General features: G+C 37.8%; 14 protein-coding genes and 1 pseudogene. 8 read left to right on the forward strand and 7 right to left on the reverse strand.

From position 1 onward, the window contains the following. Window positions 1–135 precede the first annotated feature (135 nt). From H4K35_RS06620 to H4K35_RS06635, 4 genes and pseudogenes are all read left to right on the forward strand, one after another. Entirely contained in the window at window positions 136–798 is a 663-nt protein-coding gene (locus H4K35_RS06620) for an ABC transporter ATP-binding protein (protein WP_182626601.1), read from the forward strand. Window positions 799–964: 166 nt separating this feature from the next. Continuing rightward, entirely contained in the window at window positions 965–1723 is a 759-nt protein-coding gene (locus tag H4K35_RS06625; RefSeq protein WP_182626602.1) for a TIGR02757 family protein, read from the forward strand. Between the two features lie 482 nt (window positions 1724–2205). Continuing rightward, window positions 2206–2775, forward strand: coding sequence for a hypothetical protein (locus H4K35_RS06630; protein WP_182626603.1), 570 nt, complete (start codon window positions 2206–2208; stop codon window positions 2773–2775). A gap of 198 nt (window positions 2776–2973) precedes the next feature. Next, window positions 2974–3234, forward strand: a pseudogene (locus H4K35_RS06635) (DUF2400 family protein); the annotation flags it as partial. An 84-nt stretch (window positions 3235–3318) separates the two neighbouring features. Here H4K35_RS06635 and H4K35_RS06640 read toward each other — a convergent pair. The 5 genes from H4K35_RS06640 to H4K35_RS06660 form a co-directional block, all read right to left on the reverse strand. Further along, window positions 3319–5118 (reverse strand): gliding motility-associated C-terminal domain-containing protein, encoded by a 1800-nt coding sequence (locus H4K35_RS06640; protein ID WP_182626604.1) that lies wholly within the window; start codon window positions 5116–5118, stop codon window positions 3319–3321. Between the two features lie 64 nt (window positions 5119–5182). After that, window positions 5183–5362, reverse strand: coding sequence for a hypothetical protein (locus tag H4K35_RS06645; protein WP_182626605.1), 180 nt, complete (start codon window positions 5360–5362; stop codon window positions 5183–5185). Window positions 5363–6298: 936 nt separating this feature from the next. Beyond that, entirely contained in the window at window positions 6299–7219 is a 921-nt protein-coding gene (locus H4K35_RS06650; RefSeq protein WP_182626606.1) for a Ppx/GppA phosphatase family protein, read from the reverse strand. Window position 7220: 1 nt separating this feature from the next. Next, window positions 7221–9329 (reverse strand): polyphosphate kinase 1, encoded by a 2109-nt coding sequence (gene ppk1 / locus H4K35_RS06655; RefSeq protein ID WP_182626607.1) that lies wholly within the window; start codon window positions 9327–9329, stop codon window positions 7221–7223. A gap of 3 nt (window positions 9330–9332) precedes the next feature. Further along, on the reverse strand, window positions 9333–9821 hold the full coding sequence (locus tag H4K35_RS06660; RefSeq protein ID WP_182626608.1) for a histidine phosphatase family protein: 489 nt from the start codon (window positions 9819–9821) through the stop codon (window positions 9333–9335). Between the two features lie 162 nt (window positions 9822–9983). Between H4K35_RS06660 and H4K35_RS06665 the strand changes: the two genes are divergently transcribed. The 4 genes from H4K35_RS06665 to H4K35_RS06680 all read left to right on the forward strand — a co-directional run bounded on the left by H4K35_RS06665 (window position 9984) and on the right by H4K35_RS06680 (window position 12263). Next, window positions 9984–10541: a DUF4199 domain-containing protein gene (locus tag H4K35_RS06665; RefSeq protein ID WP_182626609.1), complete on the forward strand. Its 558-nt coding sequence runs from the start codon at window positions 9984–9986 to the stop codon at window positions 10539–10541. 19 nt (window positions 10542–10560) lie between these two features. Beyond that, the gene (gene kdsA, locus H4K35_RS06670) at window positions 10561–11379 is read left to right on the forward strand and encodes a 3-deoxy-8-phosphooctulonate synthase (protein ID WP_182626610.1); all 819 of its coding nucleotides are present in this window, start codon (window positions 10561–10563) and stop codon (window positions 11377–11379) included. A 21-nt stretch (window positions 11380–11400) separates the two neighbouring features. Next, complete coding sequence (locus tag H4K35_RS06675; protein ID WP_182626611.1) at window positions 11401–11619, forward strand: hypothetical protein; 219 nt, start codon at window positions 11401–11403, stop codon at window positions 11617–11619. 332 nt (window positions 11620–11951) lie between these two features. Further along, on the forward strand, window positions 11952–12263 hold the full coding sequence (locus tag H4K35_RS06680) for a hypothetical protein (RefSeq protein WP_182626612.1): 312 nt from the start codon (window positions 11952–11954) through the stop codon (window positions 12261–12263). Between the two features lie 73 nt (window positions 12264–12336). Here H4K35_RS06680 and H4K35_RS06685 read toward each other — a convergent pair whose 3' ends face one another. Both H4K35_RS06685 and H4K35_RS06690 read right to left on the reverse strand, forming a co-directional pair. Beyond that, window positions 12337–14787, reverse strand: a complete 2451-nt coding sequence (locus tag H4K35_RS06685) for an SEL1-like repeat protein (RefSeq protein ID WP_182626613.1) — start codon at window positions 14785–14787, stop codon at window positions 12337–12339. Between the two features lie 106 nt (window positions 14788–14893). Then, window positions 14894–15418, reverse strand: a complete 525-nt coding sequence (locus H4K35_RS06690) for a hypothetical protein (RefSeq protein ID WP_255492384.1) — start codon at window positions 15416–15418, stop codon at window positions 14894–14896. Window positions 15419–15494: the final 76 nt, after the last annotated feature.

The raw sequence follows: 15494 nt of genomic DNA on the forward strand, positions 1-15494 counted from the left end.
CTTTTATCTCATACATTTCAGAAGTCTAAGTTATCAATTATAGCGGGAAATCTAGGTAGATTTAAAATATTTTTCTCTTTTTAATTTTTAATTGAACAAAACATTGTTAATTTGTAGCCGATCAAAAACAACAGTATGATACGAGCGACGAATATTAGAAAATCTTATGACCAACTAGAGGTTTTAAAGGGTGTTGATCTTCACATCAAAGAAAGAGAAATCATTTCGATTGTCGGCGCTTCCGGTGCTGGAAAAACAACGCTACTTCAAATCTTAGGGACATTGGATAAACCTACTATTCAGCCCAATAGCTCGCTCTTTATCCATGATACAGATGTGTTGAAATTAAACGATAAGGAAATTTCTAAATTTAGAAACCTCAACCTGGGATTTATCTTTCAATTTCACCAATTGCTTCCAGAATTTAACGCCTTAGAAAACGTGTGTATTCCTGCCTATATCGCAGGGAAAGACAGAAAAGAAACGGAAGAAGAGGCTAAAAAATTATTGGACTATTTGGGCGTGTCTCCACGTGCTCATCACTACCCATCCGAACTCTCGGGTGGAGAACAACAACGCGTCGCCGTGGCCCGAGCGTTGATCAACAAACCCAAAGTGATTTTTGCTGATGAACCTTCTGGAAATTTAGATACCAAAACAGCCGAAAACCTACACAATCTCTTCTTTCAACTCAGGGATGAGTTTAATCAAACTTTTGTAATCGTGACCCACAACGAGGAATTAGCTGATATGGCTGACCGCAAATTGGTCATGACTGATGGGGTAATCAACCCGTAAGACGCTATATTAGCCGTCTTTTTTCAACAGCTTGTATTTTCTTTATGTATTCCGCCGCTTTTAGCCTGACGGAGTCTGTGGTGTTTATTTTGGCTACAGTAGTATTTGATCACTTCATTCTGCAAACTATAGTTATTCCTGCCAATAATTCCCTAGCTTTGTCTTTATGAATCAAACAGAGCTCAAAGAATTTTTAGACGAAAAGGTAGTGTTGTACAACAATCCCTCTTTTATTGTGGATGATCCTGTACAAATTCCTCATTTATACACCCAAAAAGAAGATATCGAGATTGCTGGTTTCTTAAGTGCAACCATCGCTTGGGGCAATCGCAAGATGATCATCAAAAATGCGCATAAAATGATGGAACTCATGGGCAATTCTCCCTATGATTTCGTCATGAATCACAATGAAGATCATTTAGACGCTTTAGAAGGCTTTGTACACCGCACTTTTAACAGTACGGATTTCGTTACTTTTATCCAGGCTTTGCAACACATTTACCTCAACCACGGAGGCTTAGAAGCTGTATTTAGTGATTCGTCTTTCCCCCTACAAGAGCGTATCTCGAAGTTTAAAACGATATTCTTTGAAATTCAACACCAATCGCGTACCCAAAAACACCTTTCAGATCCGTTAAAAGGTTCAGCTGCAAAGCGAATAAATATGTACTTGAGGTGGATGGTACGCCAAGACAATGCAGGTGTTGATTTTGGGTTATGGAAAGGCATATCTCCTAGTGAGTTATCTTGTCCACTCGATGTACATTCAGGCAATATGGCGCGTAAACTAGGGATCCTAAAACGCACCCAAAACGATGCCAAAGCACTTTTAGAATTGGATACCGCTTTGCGTGAATTGGATCCTATTGATCCCGTGAAATACGATTTTGCGCTGTTTGGATTGGGGGCGATTGAGAAATTTTAAAAGGGTGATGGGAAATCGTAGCGTAGCGTAGATTCATCGAACACCAAAACAAAATATAAACTAGGTGAGATACACCGAAGCGTAGCGTAGGTTCATCGAACACCAAAACAAAATATAAACTAGGTGAGATACACCGCATAGATTTTGTTGCTCTTTGCTCGTCGCTCGTTGTAAAGCACAATTATCTTACAAATGAAGAGATTTAACAAATCGTAACGAAGTGAAAATCGTAACGAAGTGAAAATCGTAGCGTAGCGTAGATTCATCGAACACCAAAAAAAAATATAAGCTCGGTGAGATATATTCATCGAACACCAAAACAAAATATAAACTAGGTGAGATAAATGAATTTCTCCAAGCGAGTTATTCTATTATGCACTACTATAAAAGCGGTTTAAACTGTTTATTGTATTCAAAATATTTTTATTTCATTAATGCTACAAAAAAACATCTATGATTAGTATTTTTCATATATTTATAGTATGATATATAAAATATTAACCACCCTGATATTACTTATTCATTCATGTAATTATGCTCAAAATTACGACTTATCGAGCTTTGTTAAGCCAGGAAGTCCCCTATATATCGGTAATTATGCAAAAAATAGTAGAACCCATATCTCTTACCAAGGATCTTTAAAAGGAGAAATGTTTTATAACGACCAACTAATTAAACTTGATTCTTTTTATATTCGAAACAATATCCTTAGTGATAAAATAACCAATATAGAATATAGCTTGCGCAGTGCTAAATTAAAGCAATTATCATTTTCTAATACAGAAGGTCATAAACTAAAACTTTTTAGAATATTTCCTAAAAAAGAGAGTATGTATAGAGAATTATGGCATGATGACAATATTATTATTTATGATAATTACTTAGTTTTCGATACCTCTATAATTGATAAATATAATATAGTAGTTTATTATAAAGGGAAATATTATAATATACCTAAAAATAAAAAAAGAAGACAAAGAGTAATTGAAAATACATTTAATGATTTTGATGTAAAAAGCACCATCGAAAATTGGTGTTTAAAAAATATGTAGTAGTATTTTTCGTCTTGAAAATTCTATACAAATGTTTATCTTAAATAGGAGTTGCCTCAAAAACGATAACTCCTATTTTTATATCAACTAATTCCTTATCCTATTTTTGATAATCACTTCCTCTATTTCTTGTATGGTGAAATTCAATCAAATAAAAAAATGTAACAACAATTTACCATCTTTTTTATACAGTTCTATATGTACCTGAGGTGGATGGTGAGAAACGACAATGCTGGTGTTGATTTCGGATTATGGAAAGGCGTATCTCCTAGTGAACTCTCTTGTCCATTAGATGTACATTCAGGTAATATGGCGCGTAAACTGGGCATTTTAAAACGCACACAAAACGATGCCAAAGCACTTTTGGAATTGGATACGGCTTTGCGTGAATTGGATCCTGTTGATCCCGTGAAATACGATTTTGCGCTGTTTGGATTGGGGGCGATTGAGAAGTTTTGATTTTTTAGTTAAGGGAAATGGGTTATGAAGTTATGGGTTTGGGGGAACTTTCTAAATAAAACAATCTAACAAAAAAAAAACTTCTTAATACACCAACTGCACCCAACCCGAAAGCGTTTCTCCCTTAGTCGTTACAATCTGATAAAAATACGTTCCACTAGGCAATAGTGTAGTACTCGAATTTGTTTGTCCAAACCACTCATTCTGGTAGTTTTTCTTCTCATATACTTTCATCCCGTAGCGATTGAAAATCTGAAGAGAAACTCCTCCAAAATGGCTGATATCAAAGGTGTCATTTAATCCATCACCCTGAGGGGAAATACCTTTAGGAATTAAGCAAAGGTTTCTATTGTCAATTTCTATCGTATTTGTGATGATACAACCTGAAGTATTGGTCATGCATACCGTTACTTTATTTTGATTCTCATACAATAGATTCGCATATTTCGACAACTGAATCGTTGGAGACGATTCTTCAATTGCTATATCATTTATTTGCCATTGAAATTGGTTCGTCAAGTCAGGATTTACTACTTCTACATAAAGTTCATTTTTAGCACAATAAGAATTTAGTACTGGAATATCCTCCTGTTTAACTTCTACGGTAACTGAAGCTGGTACAGCACAATCATGCCCTACTGGGGTAAAGGTATACGTCGTTGTTTGCTGGTTGTCAATAGCAGGCGTCCACACACCACTAATACCATTGTTAGACTCTTCTGGTAAAACCAACGCACTTCCTTCACAGATAAAAGAAGGAAGGGTAAACTCAGGTGTTAGTATATCGACTACTTCTATCGTAATAGAAGTTTCTAACGCACAAGAACCAGTTTCAGGTGTAAAGGTATAGGTTGTTGTCTTTTTGTTATTTATTTCAGGTGACCAAGTACCTGCTATTCCATTTTCTGAAATACGTGGTAAAGTGATGGTTGTTCCGTTACATACTGTTGTTTCTAGATTAAAAATAGGCTCTATATGAGGTTCTATTATCTCAACGGTTAAGGTTACAGGGTTAACATCAGGATTATCAGGTGTAAAAGTATACGTAGTGGTTTCTTGGTTATTAACTGCAGGCGACCAACGACCTGTATGACCATTTTCTGATTGTTCTGGTAAAATAAAAGTACTTCCCTTGCAAAACGGTCCAAATATTTCAAAAGTAGGAGGAGAAATATTTTCTATTGAAACATCATCAATAAAATAATAGGCGAATAAACCACCGCCTAAAGGATTAAAAACTTCAATCAGAGTTTCTGAACCAGAGAAAAAATTACCAATTATAAAATACTTTAAATCCGAAATTTGAGGAGTAAATTCTAATTCAATCAAATGCCAGTTTTCCTTGTCTGTAATTACCTGTGTATAATTTGCATCTGTATCACCTCTAGAAATACTTTCACTTCTTTCACTATATGATTCACTAAAGAATTTTATACCAATATTATTGGATGCTATTTCAGATAAATCTGCTAATAAAACATAAAACCTTACTCTATATGTATTACCTTCAACCAAAGACGCACTTAACTGACCTTCAATACTTTCTGTTGCGGGAAAAATATCAGGATCACCTATCATATAAGACGAAAAACCAGTCATAGCATTACCCGTTCTAGGCATTTGATACCTATTAGTTAAAACTGAATAATTGGGGTTTGAATTGCAGTATTCTGGTAAACTTGTATGAAAAATATCAGATGTTGGATTTGGGCATTTCCAAAAATTAATAGCACTTTCAAACTCTTGAGAAGAAGAATAAGTATCACAACTTAATGCTTCCTCATTCACATCTTCAAAACTAGGGTTCAATACTAAATTTTGCTGCCCATACAAAGTATGGATATAAAAACTAAAGAAAACGACGACGCAAGAAAAATATCTCATAGGTTCCTGGTTTAATAGATAAGCTATAAATATATGTTAATTTTAACAAAAAATAAAATCTGTTTTATAATATTCTTTCTAGCTCTTTGTTCGTTGCTCTTTGTTCGTTGCTCTTTGTTCGTTGCTCTTTGTTCGTTGCTCGTTGTTCGTTGCTCGTTGCTCGTTGCTCGTTGCTCGTTGCTCGTTGCTCGTTGCTCGTTGCTCGTTGCTCGTTGCTCGTTGTTCGTTGTTCGTTGTAAAGCATAATTATCTTACAAATGAAGAAAATAAACAAACCGTGCGAACCGCGCAAAAAACAAATCGTAGCGTAGCGTAGATTCATCGAACACCAAAACCAATATAAACTAGGTGAGATAAACCGCGCGAACCGCGCAAAAAACAAATCGTAACGAAGTGAAAATCGTAACGAAGTGTAGATTCATCGAACACCAAAACAAAATATAAACGAGGTGAGATAAACCGCACAAATTTCTTTGCTCGTCGCTCGTTGCTCGTTGTTCGTTGTAAAGCACAATTATCTTACAAATGAAGAGATTTAACAAACCGCACAAAAAACAAATCGTAACGAAGTGTAGATTCATCGAACACCAAAACAAAATATAAACTAGGTGAGATACACCGCACAGATTTTGTTGCTCTTTGTTCGTTGCTCTTTGTTCGTTGCTCGTTGTAAAGCACAATTATCTTACAAATGAAGAGATTTAACAAATCGTAACGAAGTGTAGATTCATCGAACACCAAAACAAAATATAAACTAGGTGAGATAAACCGCGCAAATCGTAGCGTAGCGTAGATTCATCGAACACCAAAACCAATATAAACTAGGTGAGATAAACCGCGCGAACCGCGCAAAAAACAAATCGTAGCGTAGCGAAAATCGTAACGAAGTGAAAATCGTAACGAAGTGTAGATTCATCGAACACCAAAAAAAAATATAAAATAGGTGAGATATATTCATCGAACACCAAAACAAATATAAACGAGGTGAGATAAACCGCACAAATTTCTTTGCTCGTCGCTCGTCGCTCGTTGTTCGTTGTTCGTTGTTCGTTGTAAAGCACAATTATCTTACAAATGAAGAGATTTAACAAACCGCACAAAAAACAAACCGTGCGAATAACAAAGCGCGACCTACTCAAAGTAAGTCGCGCTTTGTTTTTTATCTCCATTCATAACACGGTTAATCATACCCTATCGTTTGATAGTCTAAAGGAATTTTACCAAAGTAAATTGCCTTAACGATTCCGTCCGACACTCCTATTTTTGGCACGTAGATTTGTTTCGCTCCACTGGACTTCATGGCGAAGGCATAGATGCGCAGGGCGGGGATAATCACATCTGCGCGATCTGGATTCAATCCCAGTAGTGCAATGCGCTCGTCATAGGTCATTTCGGAAAGTCGCGTTAACTGCTGATTTAGGTACATATAGCTCAAGGGCTTGTCTTGGCTCTTACCCGACATTTTAAAGGCTTTATTGATGTTCCCTCCAGATCCGATAACAATCAAGTCGTTCAAGTCTTTGGTTTCTTGTTTTACCCAGGATTGGATGTCGTTCCACACACTTTTTGACACCATATCGTTTAACAGTCGAACGGTTCCATTGCGGAAGGATTTGGACGCCGTGGGTTCTCCTTCTTTAAAGATGGTAAACTCCGAACTCCCCCCTCCTACGTCGACAAACATCACATTTTTCGTTTGGTTGATGTAGTTTTTTAGATCCGTTGAGGCGATGATCATCGCTTCTTTTTCTCCGTCTATGATATTAATTTTAATTTTAGATGCTGCAAAAACGGCTTCAGCCACTTCTTGTCCATTGTCTGCTTCGCGCATTGCACTGGTAGCACACGCCATAAAACGTTCGACTTTGTTCACGCGCATTAACAAATAAAAGGCTTGCATCGCTTCAATCATCCTCTGTTTGGAGGCCACACTGATCTCGCCTTCTGTAAAGACATCTTGCCCCAAGCGGATGGGAACGCGAATCAATGAACTCTTATTAAAAACAGGATCTTTACCCTTAGCCTCCACTATATTCATAATCAACAAACGCATGGCGTTGGACCCAATATCTATGGCCGCATATTTCTTTATCTTTAACATATTATCCTTTAAGTTTGTTCATGTAATAACGATACATCTCTCGTTGTGATTGGAAGTCCGCTTCTCCTTTTCGCTCACGGTACTTATTAGTTAGATCGCCAGATTGTATACGCGTTTTCACATTGCCCTTCCACCCTATCTCAAAGGTTTCGATCAATTCTTTTTTAATGTTTTCATCGTAAATAGGACAAGTTACTTCCACGCGTTCATCTAAATTACGCGTCATAAAATCTGCAGATGAAATATACACTTCGGGATTGTTGTTGTTGCCAAAAATATAAATACGCGAATGCTCTAAAAAGCGATCCACTACGCTAATTGCCTCAATATTTTCACTCATTCCAGGAATACCGGGAACTAAACAGCAAATACCGCGAATAATCAGCTGTATTTTTACCCCAACATTACTGGCTTCGTATAAGCGATCTACCATCCTCAAATCGGATAGGCTATTCATTTTCAAACGGATTGATGCAGGTAGCCCATTTTTGGCATTTCGAATCTCGCGATCTATTAATTTATTGAATCCCGATCGGGTGTAGTGGGGCGATACCAAAAGGTGTTTGTATTTGTGTACGCGGTAATTCACCTGTAGAAACTCAAATACTTTTGACACATCTTTTAGGATTTGATTGTGGGAGGTCAACAAGGTTACATCGGTGTATATTTTCGCTGAGCTTTCGTTAAAGTTTCCAGTGGAAACGAATCCGTAGCGTTTAATCTTTTTGTTTTCCAGGCGTTCAATCACGCATATTTTACTGTGTACTTTAAGTCCTTTTACTCCAAAAATAAGCTGAACGCCTTCGGATTGCATTAATTCGGAATAGTAAATATTACTCGCCTCGTCAAAACGCGCTTGCAGCTCAATTTGCGCGATTACCTTTTTCCCATTTTTAACTGCATTGATCAGCGAGCTAATAATTTGGGAGTTTTTCGCTAAGCGATATAGGGTAATCTTAATCGACAACACTTGTGGGTCTAAAGCAGCTTCGCGCAATAAACGCACCAGGTAAGAGAATGATTGGTAGGGTGTATAGATGAGGTAATCTCGTTTTTGAAGCTGTTGAATAATACTGTCTTCCATATCTAAGCCTACCACTGCTGCAGGAACTTGCTTGGGATAAGTCAAATCCAATCGCCCCAAAGTAGGAAAACTCATATAATCGCGTCGATTGTGGTAACGCCCCCCTGGGATGATGCTGTCGTTCATCTCAATCTCCACATTTTCCAATAGATAGTCCAATAAATCTTGATCCATCTCTTGGTCGTAGACAAAGCGAACAATCTCCCCTTCTTTACGGTCTCTTACGCCACTAGATATTTTTTCAACAAAAGATTTGTGCAAATCGGTATCTACCCCTAATTCAGCATCACGGGTAATCTTAATCATAAAGGCTTTCTCGGCTTTATAATCGAAAATACTAAAAATTGACGCTAAGTTATCGCGTATAATATCGTCGATCATGATGATGTATTTTTTATCATCATCTGAAGGTAGTTCGACAAATCGATTGACAATATTGGGAATTTCGATAATGGCGTATCGCGTTCCCTTTTCCCGTTTATTTGCTTTACTTCTTTTGCTGCGCAATTCCTCGTCCACCTCTAGTTTAACGGCCAAATACCCATGTGTGTCGCGCAACAGTGGGAAAGGTGCCAAATCACTGAGGATAACCGTCACTAAATCGTGGGAAAGTGTATGTAAAAAATAATCTTTGACAAAGGCTTTTTGCTTGTCATTGATTGTTTTTTCGTTGAGGATAAATATTTTTTCCGCTTCCAGTTGTTTTTCTATTTCAGCTAGAATGCGCAAACTTTCGCTTTGCAACACAATCACGCGGTTGGTGATTTGCGTCAGCAAGTCTTTCACTACTACTCCACTTCCCAAGCGGCGGTTGCTTTGACCAGTTAACACCATACGGCGAATTGTAGCATAGCGCACTCTGAAAAACTCATCTAAATTATTGGAAAAAATACCAATAAAACGGAGGCGTTCGAGTAAGGGAACAGTTACGTCTCCTGCTTCTTGTAGAACTCTTTCATTAAAAGCTAACCAGCTTTTCTCACGATCAACGTAAAAATATTTAGGTGTTACAGTAGTTGTATTCATTATTTATTTTAAATCTCTTGGAAAAACTTTACTAATTACAGTTCCGTTCTTAATCGCTTTCCAATCCTCTTGGGGGAAGTCCATGACAACTACGCCTGAGGTCGGTACATTATCAATCGAAACCATACCAAATTTATTAACAAAATCTGTGATAGCATCATTATGACCAAAAATAATCAGTGTATTGTGTGTATTTTCACATTTTTTTATCGTTCGCGCCAATTTCTTGACATCGAAAGTATAAATATCTTCTTTTTCAATGACATAAGCGGGGTTGATATCTAGGTTTTGACAAAAAATTGCAGCGGTTTGTTGGGCGCGTTTTGCAGTACTAGTCCAAACGATAAAACGATCAGGCAAAAGGGAGCTGATCGCATGGGAAACCAAAAGAGCATCTTGAACCCCTCTATCTTTAGAGATGGGTCTATTTTTATCTTCTGTAATCGTATCCCAACACGACTTAGCATGTCTAATTAAAATAAGCGTTTTCATAACTAATTATTTTTTTTACTATTTTAATTAACAAAATAGTGATTATTTTATTTTATTTTTTCATAGTTATTATTAAATCTAAGAAAAAAAATTAGAAAAAAATATATTTTAAGCTATAAAATAAAAACTTTACTTTTGAAGCTTACACTTTAAGCTAATACAATGAAAAAATTCTCTATTGAATTCAAATGGGCAGCTGTGGCAACCTTAGCAGCATTGATTTGGATGTTTATAGGAAAGTCAATGGGATTTCACACAGAAAAGGTGCGTTATGAAGTGCTTCTTGAAATGCTATTTAGTTTTTTACTCTTCATTTTTTACTGGTTGGGCATTCGCCAAAAAAAGAAAGAGTATTACAACAATGTCATCCAATGGCAACAAGCCTTTCTTACGGGATTGGTTATGTGCGTGATGATTACGCTTTTCTTCCCTATCGTTCAGTTCATTACTTTCAATCAAGTGAGTCCACATTTTATGGAGACACTAGCACAAGCGCTGATCAACGAGGCGAATATGGCACCAGAGGAAGCCTATCAAAATGCTTCTTTTGACTTATTTTTAAGAAATGGAGTGATGAATAATCTCTCATTTGGTATTATCTTTACTACTATTATTTCTTACTTTTTAAAAACAAAGAATTACGACCAAGTAAAAGCCGCAGCACACAAGCCAGAGATGGTTAAAGTGAAAAAGCAAAAGGGCAAAACAAAACGAAAATAATTCTAATACAAACACAACTATGGATATCCGAAACATACCACAAATAAAAAATACGGCGGCTGATAATTTCTTTTTATTAGCGGGACCATGTGCCATTGAGAGTGAAGAAATGGCGATGCGCATTGCGGAACACATCATCAAAGTAACGGATAAATTGCAGATTCCCTATGTATTCAAAGGGTCTTTCAAAAAAGCAAATCGTTCGAGAATTGACAGTTTTACGGGGATTGGCGATGAAAAAGCGCTAAAAATACTCGCCAAAGTAGGAAAAGAATTTGGTGTGCCAACTGTAACAGACATTCACGAATCGTCGGATGCTGCTCTAGCAGCGGAATATGTAGACATTTTACAAATCCCCGCATTTTTAGTTCGCCAGACGGATTTAGTGGTGGCAGCAGCCCAAACAGGTAAGGTGGTTAACTTGAAGAAAGGCCAATTCATGAGCCCTGAAAGTATGAAACACGCGGTACAAAAAGTATTGGACTGTCAAAATGAAAATGTTATGGTTACCGATCGAGGCACTATGTTTGGTTACCAAGATATGATTGTTGACTACCGCGGTATTCCAACGATGAAGCAGTTTGCCTCAACGGTTTTAGACATTACGCATTCCCTACAACAACCCAACCAATCAAGTGGGGTTACAGGAGGGCGTCCTGACTTAATCGAAACGGTAGCCAAAGCAGGTATTGCCGTTGGTGTTGATGGAATTTTCTTAGAGACACACTTCAATCCAGCTGAAGCAAAAAGTGATGGGGCGAATATGTTGCACTTAGATCACTTTGAAAATTTAATGACAAAATTAGTAGCTATTAGACAAACGGTTCGCCAGTTCTAAAGTTTATCATATGAAAAGAGGATGCCCCAAGCATCCTCTTTTTATTTGGTATTAGGTTATTTCGTTTTCTTTGGCATAGGCAAGTATGCGCGTATTCTTTATGGGATTCGCGGTCATAGGTGTACCCCAGGCCGTTTTGATACAAGTAACCGATGGTATTCCAAGCATTTGCATAGTCTTGTTGTACTGCTTGTTCCAAGTAATACCGTTGCTTTGTATGTTGTTGACACTGTGCTATAGATTGAAACAAATAGATTTACTCCACGATTTTAACATCTAAGGCAATCTAAGACACGGATTGCCGAGGGATCGGTTGACGCTTCATGCTCTGCTAAAAAAGACATTAACTATTCAACCATTAGTCTGAAAATGCATCAACAATACAAATAAGCAGCTTCTACACAATAGGATACACATATAAAACACTTTACATTTACTACTCCTAACTTCAAGTTTTATCCAAAAAAATATGGCCCGTGTGGTAGGTGGTGGTATTGGAAACAACCACAACGCTACTTGAAGCGTAGGACACCTAAACCTGGCGGGCTTTTTTAATTCTAAATTCAAGTATTATGAACCCCAAAAACTCACACCAATTCCTTACAACTTCCAATCTTCCATATCCCTATGAGTCAACTAATAGTCCTTGCAGTGAAGTAGACCAACACAATTTAGCACTTCTCGCCGCTCTTTATGAGGTAAACGCCGATTTTGCTTCTTATGCCAAAAGCATAAATGAACTTTTTTACTACTACGTACAGCATTGTTCTTCTCAAGGTGATGACTTTTTTTTAACGCCCACAGATGTACACAGCGTATTGGATGTAGTCAATCTACTTCAACAACTGAAAGAGCCAGTTCCTCAAGTGTTACATGAAGAATAACACTCCAATCTCTTACATGTAAAAAAAGGATAAGGGAGAACATTTTTCTCCCTTATCCTCTTTTTATTTGGTATTAAATTATTTCATTTTCTTTGGCATAAGCAAGTATGCGCGTATACTTTATAGGATCTTTATACTGAGGATGCTCGTTATAATAGTATAAGAGGCGCTCTACGGCATAAAAATAGCTGGAGTGTTCCAATGCTTGCTCATAGTGCTGAATGGCTTTCTCTTCGCTTAATTTTACGCCATAGCCATAATCGTATAAAATACCGTAATAAATGTGAATATAAGGTTCTGTTCTATTGCGCTTCAAATACCGTAACACTTGTTCAAATTCTCTTCTTTGGTAGTGAATTTCCACCAAGTTTTGAGCATAAGCACCATAGTAGTGTTCTGCTGCACTATAGTAGGATACGGCCTTGTCAAAATCTTGCGCTACATCTTGTCCGTAGAAGTACAGATCACCGAGATTCATATTTGCCCAAATACAACCTAAGGCCACGGCTTTTTCATAAGCCGCTAACATCGCCTCGCGGTCATAGGTGTACCCCAGGCCATTTTGATACAAGTAACCGATGGTATTCCACGCATTTGCATAGTCTTGTTGTGCTGCCTGTTCCAAGTAATATACCCCTTGATCCACATCCGTCCACAGCTGCTGATCCTCTGTTAAGAGTAATCCCAACTCATACTGCATACGCGCATCGCCACGTTTTGCACCCAGGGTAAAATACTTCATCGCCTCCGACCAATCTGCCTGATCTCGTGCATCGCATCCTCTTTTGTATAGGGTGTCTACATCGAAATACGCTTCATAGTCATCGCCCATACGCTGGATCCAAGCTTGGTAAAAGGCAATAAAAACACTCAAATCTTTTCCCCTTAGGTTATAGCGCTGCTCATATAATTGCCCCATTTGTTCGTCGGAAACGGCTATGCAATTCCAATTGTCATCCACATAGTACAGCTGGTTTTGTGCAAATAGACATATTTGTTGGGTATAGCGATCAATAGGTGCTGAAATATGGGTGTAGCATTCACTTAAAAACCCCGTTTCATAGTTGTAATAGCGCATGCCTTGTTTTTCGATTACTTGAACAAAAGGATGATTCAGGTGTTCGATTTTGACAAAGGCATTGGATCGTTCTATCAACCATAAATCCTGTGCGGCATGGTATAAACCACAGCTTTGTTCGCTGTGAACAACATAGGTATCTGGGCTATAATTGCACAGGTATTTTGCGTGAATCTTACTGATTGAAAGGTCGTGCAAGCGTTGCTGATGCTCTTGGCAATCCCATAGCATCCATTGCTTATTAACTTTATAGGCAAACGTGTTGTAGTTGGTAAAATTCAAAAGCTGATCCACCTCTTCTACGACAACCTTCCCCTTCGGATCAAGGATACTTATTTTCTTTTGGTACTTATTGGGTTTAACCCAAAAATATCCCCTAGACAATTCTTCTAAGGCCTCTTCTGGGTATTCGCCTATCCATTGCCCATCAAGTGTATAGTATTTTCGCTTGGCGGTATGTTGCTGTGCAGTATAGAATTTATGCGGATAATCCAACACAAAAGGAAAGGCACTTGGTTCGCTTATGATGTATTTTCCCGTATAGTCCATCAATTGGTACTGTCCTTGTTGGAGGACATTGTAAAAACCGCTAAACACTTGTTCTATTTCATCGTATGCTGGCGGTATTCCCCACTGCAGGGTATCGAGATTGATTAAGCCCATTTTATCGGCGATACAGGCAATTCCCACTGTGGTTTGGTGGATGCTATACGCATCAAAGGCATCGTCATAAATCAACGGAAAGAGTAATTCACCTTGTTCATTGATATAAGAAAACTTCCCTCCTTGCTCCACCACGGCTAAGTTGACTTCGCTAAAATCGTATATAGCATCGTATATAGCGGGAAGCAATACAGTACCATCAGTTGCTTTAAGTCCCCACTTTTCAGCTTCTTCAAAGCGAATTGTGCGGGTTGGTCTGCGGATGTCTTCTTCCCAATACCCCAAGCCATACTTCACCCAATCCTGTTGGAGTGCTTCCAAAAAAGAGGTGTAACCAGAAGATTGAATGAACTCGTCGAGCAAGTGGATATCGCCTTGTTCGATCGCTTGCTGGTACAACAGCCATTTTTCATGGATTTCTGCCATCCACTCTTTGGCTTGCTCTTTGGGCGACTCTTCATTCATCGTGTACACATCACTAGCATCCAAATAAAACGTATCATAGGGCAATTCGTAGAGAAATTCAAACATTTGTGTGACCGCTGTTGTAAAATCGGCGACCTCTTCCAGTTGATAGGTTTCCGTCAATAGATCGTAGAAATCACTCAGTCGAAGGAGTCCCTCCTCTTTATCAAAATAGAGGGCTTCGCCCTTTGCCCGTGGATTGGCAGATAGCAAAGGAAGGAGTAGATCTGGAATAACATAATTCCACTCTCCGAGATAGCCCTCAAACATGTGTTGAGTCTGACTGTCTAGGTTGTAGAGGTAAATGCGATGTGCCATACTTTATTTTATCCAAAAATAAAACGATGAAGAGTCAAAAAAAATAATTTTTATATAAATCACTAAAAATAGCTAGTGACGAATATCACTGTGGGTGTGCAGTCGCTTATTTGAGCTTGATTTCTTTGATTAAGGCATTCATGGGAATCGCCTTCACTTCTTTATCTTGTAACAAGAAGATATATTCAGTTGTTTTACCGATTAAAATTCCGCGAATTTGAGCGTTATCCGCATAGGTAATTCCAATGTTTGGTGCAAGTAGGATGTTTTTTTTGTAGTATTTAGCATAGATATCCGCCGCTAAAAATAGGTACAAAACAAAGAGAAGCACTCCCAACGTGTATTTTTGTCCAGCATACCATTTATGCTGATTGACATTGAACACGAACTTCGAATAAGAAGTAGGGTATTTTTTTTGCCAAAATAAATCAATTTGATAAACTAAAAGAGTGATGAACAAGGTTCCTAAGGTAAATAATGCAATTGTAAAATCGCCAAAAGGCGCGATTAAGAAATCGAACAAACCTGCAAAATCAAAGATATTGATATCAAAGAGGATAAATTTCTTGTAATTAAACAGCATACCTATAGCAACTGCTACTAAATAAGCGATCGTTAAAAGCGTTTGCATATTTTTGCATAAACGCTTGACAACTGAATTGGAAGTTAGGTTATTCATGCGATAGGGTTCCGAAATAAACGGGTTA

Source organism: Myroides sp. NP-2, assembly GCF_014145665.1.
Lineage (GTDB): Bacteria > Bacteroidota > Bacteroidia > Flavobacteriales > Flavobacteriaceae > Flavobacterium.